Source organism: Pseudarthrobacter cellobiosi (assembly GCF_023913755.1).
Lineage (GTDB): Bacteria > Actinomycetota > Actinomycetes > Actinomycetales > Micrococcaceae > Arthrobacter > Arthrobacter cellobiosi.
Genome location: NZ_JAMXBJ010000047.1, coordinates 79275 through 101628 on the forward strand (window position 1 = coordinate 79275; position 22354 = coordinate 101628).

Genomic DNA, 22354 nt, shown 5'->3' on the forward strand with positions numbered 1-22354 from the left:
GATTTCCCGCCTGAAAACCCCGGGATTCCGGGGGCTCGCTGAAGATGCCGTGACCCAAAAATCCAAAGTTGAGCGCACTCCGCTCAACTTTGGATTGACATCGCTTGTGCCTTGAGTAAAGTTGAGTGCAGAACGCTCAACACGAGCGCCAGCAAGTTTCCAAGGAAAGAAGGAAGCAACACATGTCACGTGCAGTAGGTATCGACCTCGGAACCACCAACTCCGTCGTCTCCGTTCTCGAAGGTGGCGAGCCCACCGTTATTGCCAACGCCGAGGGCGGCCGCACCACGCCGTCCGTCGTTGCATTCTCCAAGTCCGGCGAAGTCCTGGTTGGCGAGATCGCCAAGCGCCAGGCCGTCAACAACATCGACCGCACCATTCATTCCGTCAAGCGCCACATGGGCACTGACTGGAACGTCGCCATCGATGACAAAAAGTACACGGCGCAGGAAATCTCCGCACGCATCCTGATGAAGCTGAAGAACGACGCCGAGTCCTACCTCGGCGAAAAGGTCACCGACGCCGTCGTCACCGTTCCCGCGTACTTCAACGACGCCCAGCGCCAGGCCACCAAGGAGGCCGGCGAAATCGCAGGCCTCAACGTCCTGCGCATCGTCAACGAGCCCACCGCGGCCGCTCTGGCGTACGGCCTGGACAAGGGCAAGGAAGACGAGCTCATCCTGGTCTTCGACCTCGGCGGCGGAACCTTCGATGTCTCCCTGCTGGAAGTCGGCAAGGATGAAGACAACTTCTCCACCATCCAGGTCCGCTCCACCGCCGGTGACAACCACCTTGGCGGCGACGACTGGGACCAGCGCGTTGTTGATTACCTGCTGAACCAGCTCAAGGTCAAGGGCATTGACCTGTCCAAGGACAAGATCGCCCTGCAGCGCCTGCGTGAAGCCTCGGAGCAGGCCAAGAAGGAACTCTCTTCTTCCAGCAGCACCAACGTTTCGCTCCAGTACCTCTCCGTCACCCCCGATGGCCCGGTCCACCTGGACGAGCAGCTGACCCGCGCCAAGTTCCAGGACCTCACCAAGGACCTGCTGGACCGCACCAAGAAGCCGTTCCAGGACGTCATCAAGGAAGCCGGCATCAAGCTCTCCGAGATCGACCACATCGTCCTCGTGGGCGGTTCCACCCGTATGCCCGCTGTCTACGACCTGGTCAAGGAACTGGCCGGCGGCAAGGAACCGAACAAGGGCGTCAACCCGGATGAAGTTGTAGCCGTTGGCGCAGCACTCCAGGCCGGCGTTCTGAAGGGTGAGCGCAAGGACGTCCTGCTGATCGACGTCACCCCGCTGTCCCTGGGCATCGAAACCAAGGGTGGCGTGATGACGCACCTGATCGAGCGCAACACCGCCATCCCCACGAAGCGGTCCGAGACCTTCACCACGGCTGATGACAACCAGCCGTCCGTGGCCATCCAGGTCTTCCAGGGCGAGCGCGAGTTCACCCGCGACAACAAGCCGCTGGGCACGTTTGAGCTGACCGGCATCGCGCCGGCTCCGCGCGGCGTCCCGCAGGTCGAGGTCACGTTCGACATCGACGCCAACGGCATCGTCCACGTCTCCGCGAAGGACAAGGGCACCGGCAAGGAACAGTCCATGACCATCACCGGTGGCACCGCGCTCTCCAAGGAAGACATTGAGCGCATGGTCAAGGACGCCGAGGAGCACGCAGCCGAGGACAAGGCCCGCCGTGAGGCGACCGACACCCGCAACACCGCCGAGCAGCTCGCCTACTCCGTGGACAAGCTGATCGCCGACAACGCCGACAAGCTGCCCGAAGAGGTCAAGACCGAGGTCCAGGCCGACGTCGACGAGCTCAAGAAGGCCCTCGAAGGCACCGATGACGCAGCCGTGAAGACCGCGTTCGAGAAGCTCCAGGCTTCCCAGTCGAAGCTCGGCGAAGCCATCTACGCCCAGGCCGGTTCGCCGGACGGTGCCACCGGTGCCGCCGGTGCCGAAGGCACCGCTGGTGGCGCCCCCGCCGGCGACAAGGCTGCTGATGAGGACATCGTCGACGCCGAGATCATCGACGAAGACGAAGCGAAGAAGTAGCCATGCCGCACCACGGTAACGAGGACGAGCACAACTCATCCGCGAACCAGGAGCCGGTCATCCGGGACAACCGCAAGGTTGACCCGGTGACAGGGCAGGCCCGGCACCCGGAGGGCGAGCAGCCCGCTGACGCTCCGGTCGGCGAGTCTCCGGTGGGCGAGCCCCCGGTTGGCGAGCCTGTGGACAGCGACGGCGATGCACTCGCCCAGGCCGAGGAAATCCTGAACGGCATCGAGGTGCCCGCCGAGGAATCGGTGGCACAGGGTGCAGGACACGCTGAAGCTGCCGAGCTGAAGAACGATCTCCTCCGCCTCCAGGCTGAATACGTCAACTACCGCAAGCGCGTTGAGCGCGACCGGGCCGTGGCAGGGGAGATGGCCGTTATCGGCGTCCTGAACTCCCTGCTTCCGGTGCTTGACGACGTCGATGCTGCCCGCCAGCACGGTGACCTGACCGACGGCCCGTTCGCCGCGATCGCCACCAAGCTGGAGAATGCGCTGAAGACGTACGGCCTGGTCCGCATTGACGAGACCGGAGTGGAGTTCGATCCCACGATCCACGAGGCCCTCATCCAGCAGCCGGGCGAGGACATCGAGGTTGACACCGTCAGCCAGGTCCTCCGCTCCGGCTACCGGTCAGGCGAACGCGTCCTCCGCGCAGCGCAGGTCATCGTCGCAGTCCCGGCCTAGCATTACCCCATCAAGATGGCAGTTCGCGGCAGTGTTTCGCAAGAACATTGCCGCGAACTGCCATCTCGGCACAGAGATTTGAAAGGAAACGCCATTGGCTAGCCAGGATTGGGTGGACAAGGACTTTTACGCGATCCTTGGTATCGCCAAGGACGCTTCCGACGCCGACATCAAGAAGGCCTACCGGAAACTTGCCCGCCAGCACCACCCGGACACCAACTCGGGAGACGTTGCGTCGGAGAAGAAGTTCAAGGACATCTCCGAAGCCTATTCAGTGCTGTCTGATCCGGACGAGCGCCAGCAGTATGACGCCATCCGGGCTATGGGTGGCGGCGCGCGCTTTGCCCCCGGCGGTGCCGGTGCCGGTGCCGGTAACGGCGGCTTCGAGGACATGTTCGGCGGCCTGTTCACCGGCGGCGCGCGGCGTCAGCCCGGCGGGTTCAACACCTCAGGCGGCATCCCGCCCGAGTTTGCTGACCTGTTTGGCGGCGGCGGCTTCGGCGGCCAGACGGGCTTCCAGCGTCCGCCTTCGAAAGGTGCCGACCGTACAGCTACCACCAGCATTTCCTTCTCCGGGTCCATCCGCGGCACCACTATCGGCCTGCGCGAACCCAGCGGTGACGTCATCGACGTCCGCGTTCCCGCCGGCATCAAGGACGGCCAGAAAGTGCGCGTCCGCGGCAAGGGCCAGCCAGGACCCGCCGGCAACGGCGACCTCATGGTGGCCGTGTCCGTCAAGCCCCACGAGTTTTACACGCGCGACGGCGACAACCTCCGCATCCATGTCCCGGTCACCTTCCCGGAAGCTGCCTTGGGCGCCGACATCCAGGTCCCCACCATCGACGGCGAGACCGTCAAGGTCCGCGTTCCGGCCGGCACGCCCTCGGGGCGTACGCTCCGGGTCAAAGGCCACGGCGTGAAGACCTCCAAGGTCACCGGCGATCTCCTGGTGACCATCGACGTCGCAGTTCCGAAGAACCTGAACAAGGAAGCCGAAGCGGCCGTGAAGGCCTTTGCCGAAGCCACCGCCGACGCCGATGTCCGTGAAGGCCTGGCCGCCAAGGCCCGGCTCTAAGCAACGGAGCAGACCGTGGACATCAGCGCAGACCAGCCGATCTTCGTGATCTCCGTCGCGGCTGAACTGGCGGATATGCACCCGCAGACGCTCCGGCAGTATGACCGGCTGGGCATTGTCTCGCCCAGCCGGGCGCCGGGGAAGTCGCGCCGCTATTCGCAGCGGGACATCAACATGCTGCGTGCAGTCCAGCGGCTGTCCCACGAAGGCGTCTCCCTCGAAGGCATCAAACGGATCCTTGAGCTTGAGAACCAGGTGGCCGCGCTGCAGCGCAGGGTGGGCGAGCTGACCGAGGAGCTGGGCCGCCGTCGTGATCCCCTTGATTCGCGGATCTTCGCGGCCGGTGCCGCCGGCGATGTTGTGAGCCTGGCCCGCGGCCAGCGCCCCCGCGCGCGGTCCCAGGCCGTGGTGGTCTGGAGGCCCAGGGCGCTCGGCGAATAAGCGCCGGGGGAAGCCCCACCGGTGCCCGGACAGCCTTCCCGCTTCTGGGATCTGCGTATAGCCACAGGTCAGGGCCGGTTATACGTGCCCAGACCGGATTGTGTCCGGCTGCCGGGCGAAAGTTACGCCGCGGCAGGTTTCCCGCAGGTTAACTCTCTGCCCCGTGCTTTCCCGCGGTTTTCTCCCGCCCAGCTGTCGTGCGCCTCAACTCCCGGCCGGCCCGGCGAGCCGCCCCGAAACGGTCTCGAAACCAACCGGGCAGGCGCCGAAACAATTCGCTCCTACGTTCATCGCAAGGGGTCACTTCTGACGGACCTCGGAGGCGAGCCGCTGCCCAGCGCAGCGGCGGAGTGAGAAGCAGGTACACATGAGTTTTTCGGTCACCAAACGCGCTTTCCTTCCTCTGGCGGCAGCCGCCATGGCCACTGTCCTGGCAGGTTGCGGCAGCCAGATAGCCGATCCGGCGTCCGCCGGCTCCACCGCGAGCAGCGGCAGTTCCTGTGTCAACACCTCAGGCAGCAGCATCAAGGTGGGGTTCATCAACTCGCTCTCAGGCACCATGGCCATCAGCGAGAGCACCGTCTTCGACTCCCTGACCCTGGCCGCCGAGGAGATCAACGCTTCCGGCGGTGTCCTGGGCAAACAGCTTGAGGTCATCAGTGAGGACGGCGCCAGCGAACCGACCAAGTTCGCGGAGCGCGCCGGGAAACTGATCCAGCAGGACTGCACCGCCGCGGTGTTCGGCGGCTGGACCTCGTCAAGCCGCAAGGCGATGCTCCCCGTGTTTGAGGCCAACGACGCGCTGCTGTTCTATCCGGTGCAGTACGAGGGCCTGGAGTCGTCGAAGAACATCTTCTACACCGGGGCCACCACCAACCAGCAGATCATTCCTGCCTTGGACTACCTGGCGGAGCAGGGAACCAAGTCCCTTTTCCTGGTTGGCAGTGACTACGTCTTCCCGCGAACAGCCAACAAAATCATCCAAGCCTACGCGGCGGCCAAGGGCATCGAAGTCCTCGGCGAAGAGTACGCCCCGCTCGGCTCCACGGAATTTTCCACCATCGTCAACAAAGTCCGGGACTCCAAGGCCGATGCGATCTTCAACACCCTCAACGGCGACAGCAACGTGGCCTTCTTCCGCCAGTACAAGAGCGTTGGCCTGACGGCGGACAGCATGCCCGTGGTCTCTGTTTCCATCGCCGAAGAGGAAGTCCCCGGCGTCGGCCTGGACAACGTCGAAGGCCAACTGACGGCCTGGGATTACTACCAGACCCTGGACACCCCGGCCAACAAGAAGTTCGTGGCAGCGTTCAAGGCGAAGTTCGGCGCCGAGCGGGTCACGAGCGACCCCATGGAAGCTGCCTACACCTCGCTGTACCTGTGGAAAGCCATGGTGGAGAAGGCAGCTTCATTTGAAGTGGACAAGGTGCAGGCCGCCGCGGACGGTGTGACCTTCGAAGCGCCTGAAGGCCTGGTCACGGTCAACGGGGAGAACAACCACATCACCAAGACACCCCGCATCGGCAAGATCAATTCAGCGGGCCTGATCGACACGGTGTGGTCATCGCCCGCGGCCGTTGAACCGGATCCTTATCTGTCCACCTACGACTGGGCCAAGAGCCTGGCCAAGTAGCGGCCGCGGAAAACATCGACGAAAGGCCTGCTGGAATGGAACTCCTAATAGGGCAGATGTTCGCCGGACTCAGCCTCGGCTCGGTGCTGCTCCTGGCGGCACTGGGACTGTCGTTGACCTTCGGCCAGATGGGGGTCATCAACATGGCCCACGGCGAGTTCATGATGGCCGGGGCCTACACGGCCTTTGTGGTCCAGCAGGCCATCTCCGACGCCGGCGTATCGCTGCTGGTTTCCATTCCCGCAGGCTTCCTGGTGGGAGGTGTCCTGGGGCTGGTGCTCGAGGCGGTGCTGTTGCGCCGCATGTACCACCGGCCCCTGGACACCCTCCTGGTAACTTTCGGGGTGGCCCTCATCCTGCAGCAGGCCGCACGTGACATTTTCGGCGCACCCAGCGTCGATGTCCGCGCACCGGGGTGGCTGCAGGGGAACATCGAGTTGCTGGGCGCTCCCATCCCGCTGACCCGGCTCTTTATCCTGGGGCTCTCGCTGCTGTGCCTCGCCGGCCTGGTCCTCCTCCTGAAGGCCACGCCGCTCGGGCGCCGTATCCGGGCCGTTGTGCTGAACCGGGACCTCGCGGAAACGAGTGGGGTGTCAACCCGGCGCAGCGACCAACTGACGTTCTTCATCGGTTCGGGCCTGGCCGGCATCGCCGGCGTCGCGGTCACTCTCATAGGTTCAACAAGCCCGTACCTCGGCACCAACTACATAGTGGATGCCTTCCTGGTGGTGGTGGCCGGGGGGATCGGCCAGATCAAGGGGGCCGTCATCGCTGCCTTTGCCCTGGGAGTGCTGCAGTCCGTCTTCGAGTACTCGACGACGGCCAGCATCGGCAAGGTCCTGATCCTGATCGTGATTGTGGTGTTCCTCCAGCTTCGGCCGCAGGGCATCTTCAGCCTCAAAACAAGGAGTCTGGCATGAAAATCCTGTTGCGCGGGCGGTTGGGAACCTCGGCTGGATTCACCCTTGGCGCAGTCCTGCTCCTGGGCGTTGCACCCGCGGTGCTTCCGGCGTTCAACCTGAGCCTGCTGGGGAAGTTCCTCTGCTTTGCGATCGTGGCAGTCGGCATCGGCCTGGCTTGGGGACGCGGCGGCATGCTGACCCTGGGCCAGGGCGTGTTTTTCGGGCTTGGCGCCTACATTATGGCCATGCACATGAAGCTGGCCGACGCGTCGCTCTTCGGCGGCTCCGGGGTGCCGGACTTTATGTCACTGTACGGCAGCGGCGAGGTGCCCGGCTGGTGGGAACCGTTCCGGAGCCCCGCAGTGACGCTCCTGGCCGTTGTCCTGGTTCCGGGGCTGGTGGCACTTGTCCTGGGCCTGGCGATTTTCAAGCGCCGCGTCAAAGGTGCCTATTTCGCAATTCTCAGCCAGGCCCTGGCGGCCGCCTTCGCCGTGTTCCTGATCGGCCAGCAGGCAACAACCGGCGGTTCCAACGGACTCAACGGGTTCCGGTCTTTCTTCGGTTTTGACCTGAAGGACCCGAACAACAAGCTCATGCTGTACATGATCGCGGCGGTGGTCCTACTGCTTTCGCTCGCCATCGCCCGGCAGCTGATGCGCAGCCGTTTCGGCGAGCTGCTGGTGGCGGTCCGGGACCAGGAGGAGCGCGTCCGTTTCCTGGGCTACGATCCGGCGACCGTCAAAACCGTCATCTACGTTGTTGCAGCTGTCCTGGCAGGCGTTGCCGGGGCGCTGTTCGTCCCGCTGGTCGGGATAATCTCACCGGCGGATGTGGGCGTGATCCCGTCCATCGCATTCCTTATCGGCGTCGCAATCGGCGGCCGCGGCACCCTCCTGGGGCCGGTTCTCGGCGCTGTCTGCGTCGCCACCGCCCAGTCCAGCCTGTCCTCGACTTTCCCATCCTTCTGGGTGTACTTCCAGGGCCTGCTGTTTGTCCTGGTCATCGGGTTTATGCCTGGCGGGCTTGCCTCATTGCCGGCGCTGCTGGGCAGGCGGCGCAGAACGTCGCCCGACGCGCCAGATCCCCTAGCGTCGCCCGACGCGCCAGATCCCCTAGCGCCGCCCGACGCGTCAGATCCCGTAGGGCCGCCCGACGCGTCAGATCCCGTAGGGCCGCCCGACGCGCCAGATCCCGACGTTGAAGAGCGAGCCACCAAGCCTGAGGAGATCAGCAGATGACGACGCCTACGCTGCTCCCTGACGGGGAGCCGCAGGCCGGGGGACTGCGCCACGGCCGGCCTAAATACCTTGAAGTCCGTAATCTCTCGGTTTCCTTTGACGGATTCCTGGCGGTGGACAACGTCAACCTTGATGTGATCCAGGGCGACCTGCGGTTCCTGATCGGACCCAATGGTGCCGGGAAAACGACGGTAATTGATGCCATCACCGGGCTGGTGCCGGCTACGGGATCGGTGAACCACACCGGCACGGAGATCCTCGGCCGCAAAGTGCACAAGATCGCCCGGCTGGGTGTGGGGCGCACCTTCCAGACCGCAAGCGTGTTTGAGAACCTCTCCGTACTCCAGAACCTCGACATCGCTGCGGGCTCCGGCCGCAGCCCGCTTCAGATGCTCCGCCGCCGGAAGACCGTGGACCCGGCCGTCGAAGAAGCATTGGACATCATCGGCCTGGCAGGCGCGGCGGACAAGAAGGCAGGCATCCTCGCCCACGGACAGAAGCAGTGGCTGGAAATCGGCATGCTCCTGGTGCAGAACTCGGACGTGCTCCTCCTGGACGAGCCAATCGCGGGGATGAGCCAGGATGAGCGCGGGGAAACCGGCGAGCTGCTGCGCCGCATCGCAGCCAACCGGATCACCCTGGTTATTGAGCACGATATGGACTTCGTCCGTGAGTTCGCCACATCGGTCTCTGTCCTTGCCGCGGGCAAGGTCCTCAGCGAGGGGAGCGTAGCGCAGGTGCAGGCAGACAGGAAGGTGCAGGACGTGTACCTGGGGACCTCGGGAACGGAAGGCCACTGATGCTGGAAATCGAAGATCTGCAGACCGGTTACGGCCGTACCCAGGTGGTCTCCGGAGTGAGCATGACCGTCCGGGAGGGAGCCGTCGTCTCGGTTCTGGGGCACAACGGTGCCGGCAAAACGACACTGCTGCGCGCCGTCGTCGGGCTCCTCAAACCCATGGCCGGACGCATCACCTTGGACGGGGAGGACATCTCGGCCCTCCGCCCACACCAGCGGGTGGCGCGTGGGATGGCCTATGTACCGCAGGGCCAGCAATCATTTGGGCAGCTCTCTGTCATGGAGAATCTGCAGGTCGTCGCTGACGGGCGCAGGAACGGCACTGTACGGGTGGCGGAGGTCCTCGAGATGTTTCCCGCGCTCCGGCCACTGCTGGCACGGCGGGCCGGGCTGTTGTCGGGTGGCCAGCGGCAGCAGCTTGCCATTGCCCGGGCGTTGATCACCGAGCCGCGCCTTCTGATCCTGGACGAACCAACCGAGGGCATCCAGCCCAACGTTGTGGCCGAGATCGAAGCGACCATCGTCAAGCTGTCCCGGCGCAACGGCATGAGTATCCTCCTGGTGGAGCAGCACATCGGTTTTGCCCTCCATGCTGCGGACAGCTACTACGTCCTTTCGGCCGGAAGGGTCTCGTCCTCAGGAGCCGGCGGCGCCGGATCGGCGGCCAATGTGCGGCAGGCAATGCTCATCTGAGGCAAGAACAACGCTTGTCCGATGCCGGAAAAGCGAGTACTCACTACTCGTGACCGGACCGCCCCCACTGGCTTGAATGGAACTTCAGCTGGGTCTCACAGCGCAGGTTCGAGCCTTTGGGGGTTTCTCGTGTTTGGTTCTTCAGTCGTTATGTTCGCAGGGTCCAGTGTTGGGCTGATCCTGCTTGCCGTCGGTCAGGCCGTCGTGGTGGTGTGCATGTGCTTTGACATGGTGCGGGCGCTGTCCGTACCGAGGTCGCACCGGCGCTACGTGGCCAGTACGGTCTTCCGAACGCTGGCCATTCCGTCCATCATCGCTGCCGGCATGAGCGTGCTGATCGACGCGCTGGCCTGGTCCTGGATGGAGGTTGGCATGTCGATGTTCGTGATGGTGGCGATCATCTTCCGCCTGCACCACGACAAGGACGAAGACAACTGGTGGAAGGGCAAGGGCAAAAAACTCGCCCGCTGGGCCAGGCGCCAGTTCAGCTCCGGAACGTCGGTAGCGCCGGCGATGGGGTAGGACCCGGCGACCCGGGCTCACGGTCGCAGGGGGCTGGTTGTGGCTTGCATCACGGCCGCGTAGAATTCCACTTCAGGGCGTGATTCATATATGGAACGTTGAGTTCTATTATCGAACTCGATGTCTCCCAGCCACACAACGAAGTGAGGAAAGCCCGTGCAGTTCCACCACCACGGTTACGTATCCGGTGACCCTCGGGTCCAGCCAGCCGCCGGCGTCGGCATTAATCGGCCCGCCGAGCTCCCCGACGAAGTGGACGTGCTCATCGTGGGCACCGGCCCTGCGGGCATGCTCGCCGCGGCCCAGCTCTCCCGGTTCCCCGGCGTCACCACGCGCATCGTGGAGCGCCGCCCAGGGCGGCTCGTCATCGGCCAGGCGGACGGCATCCAGGCCCGCAGCGTCGAGACCTTCCAGGCTTTCGGTTTCGCCGAGCGCATCATCGCCGAGGCGTACCGCATCACCGAAATGGCGTTCTGGAAACCGGACCCCGCCGACCATTCCCGGATCGCCCGCGCCGCCCGCACGCCGGACGACCCCACGGGCATCAGCGAGTTCCCGCACCTCATCGTCAACCAGGCCCGCGTGCTGGACTACTTCGCCGAGTACATGGCCAACGCGCCAGCGCGGATGTCGCCCGACTACGGCTATGAGTTCCGCAGCCTCGATATAGGCGACGGCGACTACCCCGTCACTGTGAGGCTCGTCCACACTTCAGGACCTGAGGAGGGCCAGGTGCGGGTGGTCCGCGCCAGGTACGTCGTCGGCGCGGACGGCGCACGCAGCAAGGTGCGCGAATCGATCGGCTGCACCATGGCCGGCGACCAGGCCCATCACGCGTGGGGAGTCATGGACGTCCTCGCCGTCACAGACTTCCCCGACATCCGCACAAAATGCGCCATCCAGTCCGGTGCGGGCGGCAGCATCCTGCTGATCCCGCGCGAAGGCGGGCACCTCTTCCGCATGTACGTTGACCTCGGTGAGGTCGCGCCGGAGGACCACGGGGCCGTGCGCAGCACTACCATCGAGCAAATCATCGGCCACGCGAACACCATCCTGCACCCCTACACCCTGGACGTCCGCAACGTCGCCTGGCACAGCGTGTATGAGGTTGCCCACCGCCTCACGGACAGGTTCGACGACGTCCTTCCGAACCAGCGCGGGACGCGCACACCCCGCGTGTTCATCACCGGCGATGCCTGCCACACGCACAGCGCCAAGGCTGGCCAGGGCATGAACGTCTCGCTGCAGGACGGTTTCAATCTGGGCTGGAAGCTCGGCCATGTGCTCGAGGGCCGCAGCCCGGCAAGCCTGCTGGCCACGTACTCGGCCGAGCGCCAGGTGGTGGCGAAGAACCTGATCGACTTCGACAAAGAGTGGTCCACCATGATGGCGAAGAAGCCCGAGGAGTTTGCGAACCCCTCCGAGCTTGAGGACTTCTACGTCAGCACCGCCGAGTTCCCCGCGGGCTTCATGACCCAGTACACGCCGTCCATGATTACCGCAGAACCGGTGCACCAGCACCTGGCCGCCGGTTTCCCCATCGGCAAACGGTTCAAGTCCGCGCCCGTGGTGCGGGTGTGCGACGGCAACCCGATGCATCTCGGCCACCACGCCACGGCGGACGGCCGGTGGCGAATCTACGTCTTCGCCGACGCGGCAGCACCCCAGACGGCGTCGCCGCCCACAGAACGGCCGACGGCGGAACAACAGGATGCCGGACAGCCGACGGCGGGACAGCACGCGTCGCCGTCGTCCGTCGCCGACTTCGCCGAGTGGATCGCGAACTCGGCGGAATCGCCGCTGGCCGCAACGCCGTCGGGCGCTGACCGGGACGCGTGGTTCGACGTGAAGGTCATCTACCAGCAGGACCACACAAACGTTGATATCGGGTCTGTTCCGGCGGCGTTCAAGCCGTCAGTCGGGCCGTTCCAGCTGACTGACTACGAGAAGGTTTACGCCACCGATCCCGCAGCTGACATCTTCGAGCTCCGCGGCCTGGACCGCGGCGGCGTGGTGGTGGTGGTGCGGCCGGACCAGTACGTGGCCAATGTCCTGCCAGTGGGCGCGACGGCGGAACTCGCCGCGTTTTTCGCTCCCCTCCTAGTGCTCCATGAGAAGGGCAAGCTGCCCAAGGAGGCCTGACCGGCGGGGCATCGGTCCGCGGTCCCGACTTCGAGAATCCCCCTCCCGTTTCCAGCGGCCAGCGATCAGGTAGTGACTGTCTGCGCGGTCCGGAACTCGGCAGCGGGATAGACACCCAGGATGCGGACTTCGGTGGTAAAGAAATCCAGTTCCTCAAGGGCCAGGCGCAACGGCAGGTCCTCGGGGTGTCCTTCGACGTCCACCATGAACATCGTGGCGGCGAATTCGTCGCCCACCATGTAGCTCTCCAGCCGCGTCATGTTCACGCCGTTCGTGGCAAATCCGCCCAGCGCCTTGAACAGCGCCGACGGGACGTTCCTGACGCGGAACACAAAGCTGGTCACCGCCGGTCCGGGCAGCTCTTCGCGGGTGGGCAGTTCCTTTTCCCGCGCCAGGACCACAAAACGGGTGGTGTTGGACGGGTCGTCCTCGACCCGCGACGCCAGCACCTCAAGGCCGTAGATCTCGGCGGCGAGCGGGGGAGCGAGGGACAGTTTGGTGGGGTCGTTCCACTCGCGGACCTCCCGGGCGGAACCGGCGGTATCCCCGGCAATGACCGGACGCAGTCCGGCCTCCCGGATCAGGCGGCGGCACTGGCCGAGGGCGTGGATGTGGCTGTGGACCTCCGTGGCCGCCTCGATGGTGCTGCCCGGAATGCCCAGCAGGTCAAAGTGGATGGGCAGGAAGAACTCGCCCACGATCTGCAGGTTCGACTGGGGGAGCAGGATGTGGATGTCCGCCACCCGGCCGGCGATCGAGTTCTCAATCGGAATCATCGCCAGCTCCGCCTCGCCGCCGGAGACAAGCTCGAAGGCGTCCTCGAAGCTGGCGCAGGGAATGCTTTCCAGCTGGGGGAACATCTGCATGCACGCGATATTGGAGTTGGCGCCGGGCTCACCCTGGTACGCAATCTTCTGGGCCATGGTCCGTATGGTTTCACGGCAGGTGCCCGCCCACCCAACTGAGTAGCGTCAAGTGCCGTTTTGAGGGTCCAAAACGGCTGATACCGCTACTCAGTTGGGGCATCAGAGGGCGGGGAGCCATGGAGCCAGAGGCATTGGTGCGACGCCAGCAGTGTTGGCTTAGCCCGCGCCCAGCCGCATGGACACCTGGTACCGGTCGGAGCGGTACGTTGAGACGGCGTATTCGATGGGCGTGCCGGGGTCCTCCTGGCCGGTGAACGAACGGCGCCGGAAGAGCAGGACAGGTGCCCCCGGTTCGATGTCCAGCAGCGCGGCGGTCTCGTCAGGGGCGGCGGCGGCCTCGACGGTCTGTTCCGCATGCTGCACCGGGTGCCCTGCGGCGCCAAGGGCCCGGTAAAGGGACCCCGTCAGGTCTTCCGAGAGCAGCCCGGGGACCAGCGCGGGCGGCAGCCACGATTCGTCCACACTGACGGGAGCGCCGTTCGCGAGCCGCAGCCTGCGGACGCGATAGGCAGCTTCCCCGGGCGCCAGGCCGAGGTGATCGGCGGCCGCCGCCGGCGGCACTGCCGTGCAGGCGTTGATGACCCGTGTGCTGGGTTCGAATCCGGCTGCCCGCATGTCCTCGTTGAACGAGGCCAGGTGCAGGGTGGAACGCACCAGCCCGTGGGAGACGAACGTGCCTTTCCCCTTGATCCGCACCAATGCGCCGTCCTGGACCAGGTCCGAAATGGCACGGCGCACCGTGATCCGGGAGACTCCGAACTGCTCCTCCAGCTGGCGCTCACCCAGCAGGGCATCGCCGGGCCGCATTGTGGTGGCCACCAGTTGCTGGAGTTGCCTGCGGACCCAGACGTGTTTTAGTTCCCCTGCCGTATCCATGTCTCCTATTTTCCGGGAATTTTGAACAGGTGGCCGCCTGATTCCACCCGGCCACCGGAGGCCGGAGGTTCGATGGCGTCCGCCGCGCTGTCCAGGATCACCACGGGACTGCACATGCTCAGGTCCTTTGAGCGGACCAGTGTGACGTCCACGGTGATCATGGGGTCGCCGGCGCGGACCTGGTCCCCCTTTTGCGCGAGCACGGTGAAGCCCTCGCCCTTCAGGCCGACGGTGTCGATGCCGACGTGGACCAGCACGGCGGGCCCGGACGCGTGCTGGACGATGTAGGCGTGGGGCATGACCTTGATGACCCGGCCGTCCAGCGGTGCGACGGCGGTGAGGACGCCGGCGTCGTCGTCGGGAACTACGGCGGCGCCGCCACCTACAAGCCCCTTGGCGAATACGGGGTCCGGCACCTCGTTCAGGGGAATGAGCCGGCCCGGCAGGGGGGAGACAACGCTGATGACCTGGGCTGGTGCTTCCGTGCTCACGTCAGGCGTGCTCACCTCAGGACTGCTCACATCAGGTCCTGGATGTCTTCGGCGAGGCTTTCGGCTTCGGGACCCACAACCACCTGGACCACCGTGCCGGACATCATGACGCCGTGGGCACCCGCGGCCTTGAGGGCGGCCTCGTCAACCCGGGAGGAGTCCACCACCTCGGTGCGAAGGCGGGTGATGCACCCTTCGATTTCTTCGACGTTGTCGGCGCCGCCAAGGGCGGCGAGGATGATTTCTGCTTTGGACATGTCCACTCCTGAGTTCGTTTCGCGGTGAATGACGCCGGGTCCGGAAGCTTTTTTACGGCTTGAGGTTGACAACTGAGGTCGGCGCCCTTCACAGTGATGGTTGTCACTGGTTATAACCAGTTAGCTAGACTCTACTGAATCAAGCATCCACGCACAAGCACCACCCTCTTCGAGACGAGGAACATCATGACCACGGAAAACCCATCAGCTTCCGCCGGGGCCGGCCCGCTGGCCGCTCCGGCCCCGAGCAAGGGCAAGGGCAGCGGAAAAGCGCTGCAGAACATGCAGCGCTTCGGCCGCAGCCTTATGCTCCCCATCGCCGCCCTCCCCGCCGCGGCGCTGCTTTTGCGCCTGGGCCAAGACGACCTGCTGGGCAGGTTCGAATCCCTGACCACCGTCGCCCAGGTCATCGGCGCCGCCGGCGGCGCCCTGTTCGAGAACCTGCCGCTGCTCTTCGCCGTCGGTATCTCCTTCGGTTTCGCCAAAAAGGGTGACGGTTCCACGGCCCTTGCCGCCGTCGTCGGATACCTGGTCCTGACCAACGTCTTCAAGGTCATGGCCCCGCTAGTGCTGGGAGCCGCCCCGGAGGGCGGCAAGGATCCCGTCATCAATTACGGCGTGCTGGCCGGCATTGTGATGGGCCTGACGACGGCGTTGCTTTGGCAGCGTTTCCACCGCACCACCCTGCCGGACTGGCTGGGCTTCTTTGCGGGCCGCCGCCTTGTGCCCATCCTGACGTCCTTCGCCGCGATCGTGATCGGCGTGGCCATGGCGCTGCTGTATCCGCTGTTCAATAACGGGCTGACAGCGGTGGGCAACACGGTTGCGGACAACACCGTGGTGGGCAGCGGGGTCTATGGCACACTCAACCGGCTGCTCATTCCGCTGGGCCTGCACCACATCCTGAACTCCATCGTCTGGTTCATCATCGGCGACTACAACGGCGCCCACGGCGACCTGAACCGGTTCTTCGCCGGGGACCCCACCGCTGGCGTCTTTATGACCGGATTCTTCCCCATCATGATGTTCGCCCTGCCCGCAGCCGCCCTCGCCATCTGGCAGGAAGCAAAGCCGTCGCAGAAGAAGATCGTGGGCGGCGTGATGCTCTCCACCGGTCTCACGGCCTTCCTCACCGGGATCACTGAACCGCTGGAATTCTCGTTTATGTTTGTGGCCTGGCCGCTGTACGTCGTCCACGCCTTCCTGACCGGGACGTCCATGATGCTGGTCAACTTCCTCGGCATCCATCACGGGTTCGGCTTCTCAGCAGGAGCGATCGACTATGTCCTGAACTTCGGCATCGCACAGAATCCGCTGTGGCTGATCCCCATCGGGCTGGTCTACGCCGCGGTGTACTACGTGGTGTTCCGCTTTGTGATCCGTCGCTGGAACCTGCGCACCATGGGCCGCGAAGATGAAAACGACGAGAACGGCTCAATGGCCAAAGCCGATGCCAGCTGACCGGCCGGTGACCCTGGACGCCGACGGCGGGGTGGGGCTGCGGGGCCGTCTCGTTACCGGCCGCCCGGGTGACGAAGTTATCGACGACGGCGCCGTGGTGATAGCCAGAGGGAACATCGTGTGGTGCGGCCCGACGGCGGACCTGCCGGCCGGTATGGGCGTCGCCATCCGGCAAGTGCCGCTGATCCTGCCCGGGCTCGTGGACGTGCACTGCCACGGTGCCGTGGGGCACACTTTCTCCGCGGATGCGGATGGTGCACGCCTGGCTGCCGGCCACCACGCAGCGCAGGGCACGACGTCGGTACTCGCCTCGCTCGTCTCGGCGCCGTCGCAGGTGCTACTGGAACAGATCGCTGTGCTGCGGGACCTGGTGCAGGACGGCACCCTGGCCGGCCTGCACCTGGAAGGGCCGTTCATCACCACAAGCATGTGTGGGGCCCAGGACCCGGCAGCCATCATCGACGGCGACCCGGCGCTCCTGCAGCAGTGGCTTGAGGCGGGACGAGGGACCGTGCGGTCACTGACTCTTGCTCCGGAAACCCCGCACTTTGCCGAGCTGGTGCAGCTCTGCCGGGATCACGGCGTCGTGCCTTCCCTGGGCCACACCGCCGCCACGGCTTCCCGCACCAGGGAAGTCCTGGGCGGCGCAAACGGTGGGGTTGGCGGCCCGTGGTCGGCCACGCATCTGTTCAACCGGATGCCCCCGCTGGGCCACCGAACGCCCGGGCCCATTGCGGTCCTGCTGCAGGCGGCCGAACAGTCACCCGGGCAGATGGTGCTGGAACTGATTGCCGACGGCGTGCACCTGGACCCGGAGATCGTCCGCATGGTCTTCGGGCTGGTGGGACCCCGCTCCATTGCGCTCATTACGGATGCGATGGCAGCGGCGGGCATGTCCGACGGCCACTACACTCTCGGCAGCCTGGACGTGCTGGTCCAGGACCGTGTGGCACGGCTGGCCGGCACCGCCGACGCCGGTCCCGACGCCGGTCCCGGGGCGATCGCCGGGGCGACGAGCCTGCTGCTGGAAAACGTGCGCCGCTGCGTTGAATGGGGCGTTCCCCTGGCCGATGCCGTCATGGCGGCTACCTCAACCCCGGCGCGGCTGATGGGCCTGGATCGGCCTGGCCCCAACCGGGTGGGAGCCATTGCCCAGGGTTTCCGGGCGGACGTGCTGGTGACCACCGAAGAACTTGAACTCGTGCAGGCCTACCGCGCCGGCACACCACAAACGCAGGAAAGGAATGACCGTGCAGATAGTTCTGTGTGAGTCCGCCGATCACGTAGGAGCCCGGGCGGCCGACATCATCGAGGCCAGGGTCCGCCAGGGTCCTGCCGTGCTGGGGCTGGCCACCGGCGGCTCCCCGCGATCCACCTACCAGGAGCTCATCCGGCGGCACCGCGAAGAGCAACTCAGCTTCAGCCAGGTCACCGGCTTCACGCTGGACGAATACGCGGGCCTGCCGCCGGAACGCGGCCAGTCGTACTACTCCACCATCCGGCGGGAGTTCGTCGACCAGGTGGACCTGCCCCTGGAACGGCTCTTTACCCCGCAGGGGGACGCGCCGGACCTGGTGGCCGAAGCTGACCGTTATGACGCAGCCATTGCCGGCGGCGGGGGTGTGGACATTCAGATCCTGGGCATCGGCGCCAACGGCCACATAGGCTTCAACGAGCCCACGTCGTCACTGGCTTCCCGCACAAGGGTGAAGACCCTCGCCGGGGCCACGCGGGCTGACAACGCGCGGTTCTTTTCCGACGGCGATGTTCCGCGGCTGTGCCTGACGCAGGGTCTCGGGACCATCCGCGACGCCAAACTGGCAGTGCTGGTGGCGATGGGCGAGAACAAGGCCGCCGCTGTCCGGGCCATGGTGGAAGGGCCGGTCAGCGCCCACTGCCCCGCGTCGGTGCTCCAGCTGCACCGCCGGGCAGTTGTCATCCTGGACCCGGGAGCCGCTTCCCAGCTGAGCCTGCTGGACTACTACCGGGAAGCCCAGGAATTCAACGACAGGCTGGGCCAAACACCCACGAGGCCCTGGCTTCAGCAGCCGGTCAGCCGTTGAGGTGTGTGACGCTCGTCGCCCAAAATTCCGCAAAATGAAATTTTGCTATCATGACATGGAATAACTGCTGAACTAGAGGAGAAGGCGTGGACGCTCGGCTTGAGGCCATCCGGAATACGGTACTGGCGCGGAACCCAGGTGAAGCTGAATTCCACCAGGCAGTGACCGAGGTCTTTGAGAGCCTTGGCCCCGTCCACGACCGGCACCCCGAGTTGCTTGAAGCCGCGATCCTGGAGCGGCTCTGCGAGCCCGAACGCCAGATCATCTTCCGCGTCCCGTGGACCGACGATTCTGGCCGCGTGCAGATCAACCGTGGCTTCCGGGTCGAATTCAACTCCGCCCTTGGCCCCTACAAGGGCGGCCTGCGCTTCCACCCCTCTGTCTACCTGGGCATTGTGAAGTTCCTGGGCTTTGAGCAGATCTTCAAGAACGCCCTCACCGGCATGCCCATCGGCGGCGGCAAGGGCGGCTCGGACTTCGACCCTCGCGGCCGCAGCGATGCCGAAGTGATGCGGTTCTGCCAGTCGTTCATGACCGAGCTCTACCGGCACATCGGCGAGTACACCGATGTACCCGCCGGTGATATCGGCGTCGGCGGCCGTGAGATCGGTTACCTCTTCGGGCAGTACAAGCGCATCACCAACCGCTACGAATCCGGCGTCCTCACCGGGAAAGGCATGTCCTGGGGCGGCTCCCTGGTGCGGCCGGAAGCCACCGGCTTTGGCACCGTCATCTTCACCCAGGAGATGCTGAAAACCCGTGGGTCCTCCTTCGACGGGCAGCGGGTGGTGGTGTCGGGTTCCGGCAACGTGGCCATCAACGCCATTGCCAAGGCGCAGACGCTCGGTGCCAGCGTGGTGGCCTGCTCCGACTCCTCCGGATACATCGTCGATGAGGCGGGAATCGACGTCGCGCTCCTCCGCGAGGTCAAGGAAGTTGAACGCGGGCGCCTCAAGGATTACGCAGTGCGCCGTCCCGGCGTTTCCTATGTGGAAGCCGGATCGGTGTGGGATGTCGACGCAACGGTGGCGCTGCCGTGCGCCACGCAGAACGAGCTCGACGGCGATGCTGCCGCGCGTTTGGTCCGCAACGGCCTGGTCGCCGTCGGCGAAGGCGCCAACATGCCGTCCACCCGCGACGCCGTCTCGGTGTTCCAGGATGCCGGTGTGCTGTTCGGGCCGGGCAAGGCCGCGAACGCAGGCGGCGTGGCGACGTCGGCGCTCGAGATGCAGCAGAACGCCAGCCGCGATTCCTGGTCCTTCGAGCACACAGAACAGCGGCTCACCGAGATCATGGTGGGCATCCACCACCGCTGCGCTTCAACCGCGGACGAGTACGGCGACCCGGGCAACTACGTGCTGGGCGCCAACATCGGCGGCTTCGTCAAGGTGGCTGACGCCATGCTCGCGCAGGGGCTCATCTGACGGCATGCCGGCAGTTTCTTGACCACGCATTTGCGGCGGTCGAGACATCGCCGCCCTGCACGAGACTGGTCAGCTGTGTGAGTAGAGCAAGGTGCCGTCCTGCACTTCCAGCACTGCGGCCCGAATGTGGCTGAGGTGGCTCTTGGGGTCCGCTGTCAGGATGAGGCCGTCAAGGTACTCCTGTCGGGTCCAGCCACCAGAGGCATCCTCAGAACGGTAGACCGCCTGCCCGCGCCATTCGTCCACGATCATCCAAAACTGGCCTCCAAGCTTGAACACCTTGGGTCCCTCGTGGGGGCGCCCCGGAAGCGCCAGCCCTTCAAGAACCCACGACGTCGGATCGGCAGGCGTGCTGGTTACCGCACTGTACGTGTTAGATCTGCGGGCCTCGTCCTTTTACCAGAGCCGATGCAGACCGTCTCCGCAATGGGCCACGGCCGCATCGATGACGCGAGGGGAGTCCAGATCGATAGGCCCCAGGTGTTCCCAGGTAACCAGGTCCCGGCTGGCGAGCTGGACAATGGATGCGGTGCCGGTCCAGTCCGTACGGACGCCGCCGAGTACTGTCAGGTACATGATCCACTGGTCGCCGATCCGGACGACGTCGGGCGCCCACAAGGTGGCAGGCAGTTCGGTTCTCGGCGGAACCAGTCCGTCCAGGGTTCCTTGATACGCCCAAGTGAGTCCGCCGTCGGATGAGCGGGCCACTCCAATGGCCGTGCCGTGGACCCACTCGACGCCGGTCAGCCCGGTTTCCATGGCCCGTCGCTGCGTGTAGAAAAGCACCCACTCGCCGGTCAGGTGGTCGGGTACCAGGACGGGATCTGTGGGGCCGTCCCAGATGGGATCCCGGTAGGGAATCCTGAAGGCATCAGCGCTGAGTGGCGAGACGCTGGATGCTGCAGGTTCACGGATTGAATCTGAAGCGGCGGCTTCGGTGCGCACGGGAATCTCCAGGTGGATGCGAAGTCAGAATTCCCTACAGCATATGCGGGAAAGTGCTTTCCCACAGCTGCTTCCCGGCTGCGTGACAGGGCTCAGCCAGTGTTAGCGCAGGGGACTGGAGGTGCCGCACCGGCCCCAGGCTGTTGTGTCAGCCAGAGGAAGTCGGGTGCGCATGGGAAAGGTGCCGGCTCTGCTTCTTGGAGGCGGCGCAGCCATTTCCGCTCCGGCTCTGGGTCTGCCGGCAGATGGCTTTCGGGCAGGGCGGGGCCAGGTTCCTTACTGGGGAGTTGGTTCACTATCTGGTTTGGCCAGATGGGTGGTTCCCAGTCGGGGTGTTCGCTGGCGTAGTGGCGGCCTGTGGGTGAAATCCAGCCGGGTGGTTCGGAGGAACTCGCCGTGGTGGGTTTCCAGGGTGTGGTGTGTTTGAGCCGGTGGTGCTTTGGGCAAGGCTGACCGAGATTGCTGACCCCGGTGGTTCCGCCCTGGTGCCAGGCGAGGAGGTGGTCGGCTTCGTTGTCCAGGGACTGGTTGCTGCAGCCGGGGAACGGGCACTTCCCATCCCGCAATCTAAGCCATTGGCGCATCGCTTTGGGGATCCGGTAGCTGTCACGGCCGATTTCCAGCGGTGCTCCGTCGCGGGGGTCGGTCAGGACGCGGTGGAGCGAATCGGCGCCGTCGGCGACGAGGGCGCGGGCCAAGGACGGCGGGATGGGCCCGTACCCATCGAGCATCGCGGGTTCATCAGTCAGGCCCATCAGCGCAAACACCGGCACGGTCACGAGGACCTGGGCTTTGGGTGACGGGATCAGATCGGCATGCCCGCCCAGAAGCCAAGCCGCGGCGCTGTCGGCGCGGAGCTGAGCGAGGGTCCTGGACTCGGTGGGGCCCTGCAAGGCTCGGGCGGCGGTGGTGGCGCGGCCCCAGATCCCGGAGGCCTGATCGGCCGGGAGGTAGGCGGAGAGCCAGGCCATGCCGCCCCGGTCCGGAGAGTACTCAAGCCGCCGGTCCGCCGCGCTGCGGGTGTGGCGTTTTTCGATGCTGTCCGGGTGGTGGCGTTCGCGCCAGGTCCGGGCTTTGGCGCGGAACCGGGACGGGATCATCTCCCCGGCCGGGCCACCCCTCGCCGTGCTGGGCGCGTCCGGGTCCAGGAAATGCGCTTCCAACGCCCGGGCACCCACGGGGTCCAGGTTGAGGGTTTCGTCGGCCATGATCCGGGCGTGCTGCCACGAAATGGTCCCTGCTTCCAGGGCGGCGAGGGTCAATGGCAGAGCGGTGGTCAGGCGGTGTGCTTCGCCCAGCAGCGCGTCACCCGTGCGTTCACTGACGGTCAGGGCGCAGGCGACCTCGGCCACGATGCCCATGTCCTGGGCGGTCTGCTCCTGAGGGGAAGTGATGGGCGCCGCGATGGTCTGGGCGGCCTCGTCGTAACCGCTGGCGGCATGGACCTTCACGGCAGCGAACATGGCTTCCATCCCCACGGTCCCCGACAAGACGGTCAGGCAAAGCTCAGCCTGCCAGCGAGCCTGGTCCCCACCCGTCGCGGACGGACCAGTCACTGAAGGGGCATCAGCGGGACCAGATGCAGCTGGGCAGGCGGCCGTCCCACGAAGCATGCCGGCCATCTGCAGAGCAGAGGCCGCGATGGTCTCCAGAATCTCTGCCGCTGCGGTGTTGTCCATACCTCCATCATGTCGAGGGGGTACGACATTTTAGG

22 protein-coding genes are annotated in these 22354 nt (G+C 65.4%); 15 read left to right on the top strand and 7 right to left on the bottom strand.

Annotation, left to right across the window (positions count from 1 at the left end; all coding sequences use genetic code 11):
* Positions 1-182: 182 nt before the first annotated feature.
* The 11 genes from dnaK to NG696_RS13655 all read left to right on the top strand — a co-directional run bounded on the left by dnaK (position 183) and on the right by NG696_RS13655 (position 12197).
* Entirely contained in the window at positions 183-2063 is a 1881-nt protein-coding gene (gene dnaK, locus NG696_RS13605) for a molecular chaperone DnaK (protein ID WP_252575786.1), read from the top strand.
* Between the two features lie 2 nt (positions 2064-2065).
* Positions 2066-2752, top strand: coding sequence for a nucleotide exchange factor GrpE (locus NG696_RS13610; RefSeq protein ID WP_252568620.1), 687 nt, complete (start codon positions 2066-2068; stop codon positions 2750-2752).
* A 94-nt stretch (positions 2753-2846) separates the two neighbouring features.
* Positions 2847-3827, top strand: a complete 981-nt coding sequence (locus tag NG696_RS13615; protein WP_252568619.1) for a DnaJ C-terminal domain-containing protein — start codon at positions 2847-2849, stop codon at positions 3825-3827.
* Between the two features lie 15 nt (positions 3828-3842).
* Positions 3843-4268, top strand: a complete 426-nt coding sequence (locus NG696_RS13620; protein WP_308291974.1) for a heat shock protein transcriptional repressor HspR — start codon at positions 3843-3845, stop codon at positions 4266-4268.
* 367 nt (positions 4269-4635) lie between these two features.
* On the top strand, positions 4636-5901 hold the full coding sequence (gene urtA, locus NG696_RS13625; protein WP_252575787.1) for an urea ABC transporter substrate-binding protein: 1266 nt from the start codon (positions 4636-4638) through the stop codon (positions 5899-5901).
* 35 nt (positions 5902-5936) lie between these two features.
* The gene (urtB, locus tag NG696_RS13630; RefSeq protein WP_056341284.1) at positions 5937-6821 is read left to right on the top strand and encodes an urea ABC transporter permease subunit UrtB; all 885 of its coding nucleotides are present in this window, start codon (positions 5937-5939) and stop codon (positions 6819-6821) included.
* Positions 6818-8041: an urea ABC transporter permease subunit UrtC gene (gene urtC / locus NG696_RS13635; RefSeq protein ID WP_252575788.1), complete on the top strand. Its 1224-nt coding sequence runs from the start codon at positions 6818-6820 to the stop codon at positions 8039-8041. Before urtB ends, urtC begins: the two co-directional genes overlap by 4 nt.
* On the top strand, positions 8038-8841 hold the full coding sequence (gene urtD, locus NG696_RS13640) for an urea ABC transporter ATP-binding protein UrtD (protein ID WP_252568616.1): 804 nt from the start codon (positions 8038-8040) through the stop codon (positions 8839-8841). The genes urtC and urtD overlap by 4 nt, the downstream gene beginning before the upstream one ends.
* Positions 8841-9533 carry an urea ABC transporter ATP-binding subunit UrtE gene (urtE, locus tag NG696_RS13645; protein ID WP_252568615.1) on the top strand — a complete coding sequence of 231 codons (693 nt, stop codon included), beginning with the start codon at positions 8841-8843 and terminating at the stop codon, positions 9531-9533. The genes urtD and urtE overlap by 1 nt, the downstream gene beginning before the upstream one ends.
* A gap of 150 nt (positions 9534-9683) precedes the next feature.
* Entirely contained in the window at positions 9684-10055 is a 372-nt protein-coding gene (locus NG696_RS13650) for a hypothetical protein (protein WP_252568690.1), read from the top strand.
* 156 nt (positions 10056-10211) lie between these two features.
* The gene (locus NG696_RS13655; RefSeq protein WP_252575789.1) at positions 10212-12197 is read left to right on the top strand and encodes an FAD-binding monooxygenase; all 1986 of its coding nucleotides are present in this window, start codon (positions 10212-10214) and stop codon (positions 12195-12197) included.
* Positions 12198-12262: 65 nt separating this feature from the next.
* On the opposite strand, the gene NG696_RS13660 is transcribed toward NG696_RS13655, so the two are convergent.
* The 4 genes from NG696_RS13660 to NG696_RS13675 all read right to left on the bottom strand — a co-directional run bounded on the left by NG696_RS13660 (position 12263) and on the right by NG696_RS13675 (position 14747).
* Positions 12263-13120: a prephenate dehydratase gene (locus NG696_RS13660; RefSeq protein ID WP_252575791.1), complete on the bottom strand. Its 858-nt coding sequence runs from the start codon at positions 13118-13120 to the stop codon at positions 12263-12265.
* Positions 13121-13279: 159 nt separating this feature from the next.
* Positions 13280-13999, bottom strand: coding sequence for a GntR family transcriptional regulator (locus tag NG696_RS13665; protein WP_252575793.1), 720 nt, complete (start codon positions 13997-13999; stop codon positions 13280-13282).
* A 5-nt stretch (positions 14000-14004) separates the two neighbouring features.
* Positions 14005-14490 (bottom strand): PTS sugar transporter subunit IIA, encoded by a 486-nt coding sequence (locus NG696_RS13670; protein ID WP_252568611.1) that lies wholly within the window; start codon positions 14488-14490, stop codon positions 14005-14007.
* Positions 14491-14516: 26 nt separating this feature from the next.
* A complete protein-coding gene (locus NG696_RS13675; protein WP_058930899.1) occupies positions 14517-14747 on the bottom strand; it encodes a PTS sugar transporter subunit IIB in 231 nt (76 codons plus the stop codon).
* A 186-nt stretch (positions 14748-14933) separates the two neighbouring features.
* On the opposite strand from NG696_RS13675, the gene NG696_RS13680 reads away from it, so the two are divergent.
* From NG696_RS13680 to gdhA, 4 genes are all read left to right on the top strand, one after another.
* A complete protein-coding gene (locus NG696_RS13680; RefSeq protein WP_252575795.1) occupies positions 14934-16208 on the top strand; it encodes a PTS transporter subunit EIIC in 1275 nt (424 codons plus the stop codon).
* Positions 16198-17478, top strand: coding sequence for an N-acetylglucosamine-6-phosphate deacetylase (locus tag NG696_RS13685; protein ID WP_252575797.1), 1281 nt, complete (start codon positions 16198-16200; stop codon positions 17476-17478). The genes NG696_RS13680 and NG696_RS13685 overlap by 11 nt, the downstream gene beginning before the upstream one ends.
* Positions 17459-18271, top strand: a complete 813-nt coding sequence (gene nagB, locus NG696_RS13690; RefSeq protein ID WP_252575799.1) for a glucosamine-6-phosphate deaminase — start codon at positions 17459-17461, stop codon at positions 18269-18271. The genes NG696_RS13685 and nagB overlap by 20 nt, the downstream gene beginning before the upstream one ends.
* Positions 18272-18357: 86 nt before the next feature.
* Positions 18358-19695 carry an NADP-specific glutamate dehydrogenase gene (gene gdhA, locus NG696_RS13695; RefSeq protein ID WP_104063221.1) on the top strand — a complete coding sequence of 446 codons (1338 nt, stop codon included), beginning with the start codon at positions 18358-18360 and terminating at the stop codon, positions 19693-19695.
* A 69-nt stretch (positions 19696-19764) separates the two neighbouring features.
* Here gdhA and NG696_RS13700 read toward each other — a convergent pair whose 3' ends face one another.
* The 3 genes from NG696_RS13700 to NG696_RS13710 all read right to left on the bottom strand — a co-directional run bounded on the left by NG696_RS13700 (position 19765) and on the right by NG696_RS13710 (position 22319).
* Complete coding sequence (locus NG696_RS13700) at positions 19765-19974, bottom strand: glycoside hydrolase family protein (RefSeq protein WP_252575800.1); 210 nt, start codon at positions 19972-19974, stop codon at positions 19765-19767.
* A 117-nt stretch (positions 19975-20091) separates the two neighbouring features.
* A complete protein-coding gene (locus NG696_RS13705) occupies positions 20092-20640 on the bottom strand; it encodes a glycoside hydrolase family protein (protein WP_252575801.1) in 549 nt (182 codons plus the stop codon).
* 92 nt (positions 20641-20732) lie between these two features.
* Positions 20733-22319, bottom strand: a complete 1587-nt coding sequence (locus NG696_RS13710; RefSeq protein WP_252575802.1) for an HNH endonuclease signature motif containing protein — start codon at positions 22317-22319, stop codon at positions 20733-20735.
* Between the last annotated feature and the right edge of the window lie 35 nt (positions 22320-22354).

What these genes read in the sequence shown, in the direction of transcription:
- dnaK (WP_252575786.1), top strand. Translation starts at nt 183, where the DNA reads ATGTCACGTGCAGTAGGTATCGACCTCGGAACCACCAACTCCGTCGTC.
- NG696_RS13610 (WP_252568620.1), top strand. Translation starts at nt 2,066, where the DNA reads ATGCCGCACCACGGTAACGAGGACGAGCACAACTCATCCGCGAACCAG.
- urtA (WP_252575787.1), top strand. Translation starts at nt 4,636, where the DNA reads ATGAGTTTTTCGGTCACCAAACGCGCTTTCCTTCCTCTGGCGGCAGCC.
- urtB (WP_056341284.1), top strand. Translation starts at nt 5,937, where the DNA reads ATGGAACTCCTAATAGGGCAGATGTTCGCCGGACTCAGCCTCGGCTCG.
- urtC (WP_252575788.1), top strand. Translation starts at nt 6,818, where the DNA reads ATGAAAATCCTGTTGCGCGGGCGGTTGGGAACCTCGGCTGGATTCACC.
- urtD (WP_252568616.1), top strand. Translation starts at nt 8,038, where the DNA reads ATGACGACGCCTACGCTGCTCCCTGACGGGGAGCCGCAGGCCGGGGGA.
- urtE (WP_252568615.1), top strand. Translation starts at nt 8,841, where the DNA reads ATGCTGGAAATCGAAGATCTGCAGACCGGTTACGGCCGTACCCAGGTG.
- NG696_RS13650 (WP_252568690.1), top strand. Translation starts at nt 9,684, where the DNA reads ATGTTCGCAGGGTCCAGTGTTGGGCTGATCCTGCTTGCCGTCGGTCAG.
- NG696_RS13660 (WP_252575791.1), bottom strand. Translation starts at nt 13,120, where the DNA reads ATGGCCCAGAAGATTGCGTACCAGGGTGAGCCCGGCGCCAACTCCAAT.
- NG696_RS13665 (WP_252575793.1), bottom strand. Translation starts at nt 13,999, where the DNA reads ATGGATACGGCAGGGGAACTAAAACACGTCTGGGTCCGCAGGCAACTC.
- NG696_RS13675 (WP_058930899.1), bottom strand. Translation starts at nt 14,747, where the DNA reads ATGTCCAAAGCAGAAATCATCCTCGCCGCCCTTGGCGGCGCCGACAAC.
- NG696_RS13680 (WP_252575795.1), top strand. Translation starts at nt 14,934, where the DNA reads ATGACCACGGAAAACCCATCAGCTTCCGCCGGGGCCGGCCCGCTGGCC.
- NG696_RS13685 (WP_252575797.1), top strand. Translation starts at nt 16,198, where the DNA reads ATGCCAGCTGACCGGCCGGTGACCCTGGACGCCGACGGCGGGGTGGGG.
- NG696_RS13710 (WP_252575802.1), bottom strand. Translation starts at nt 22,319, where the DNA reads ATGGACAACACCGCAGCGGCAGAGATTCTGGAGACCATCGCGGCCTCT.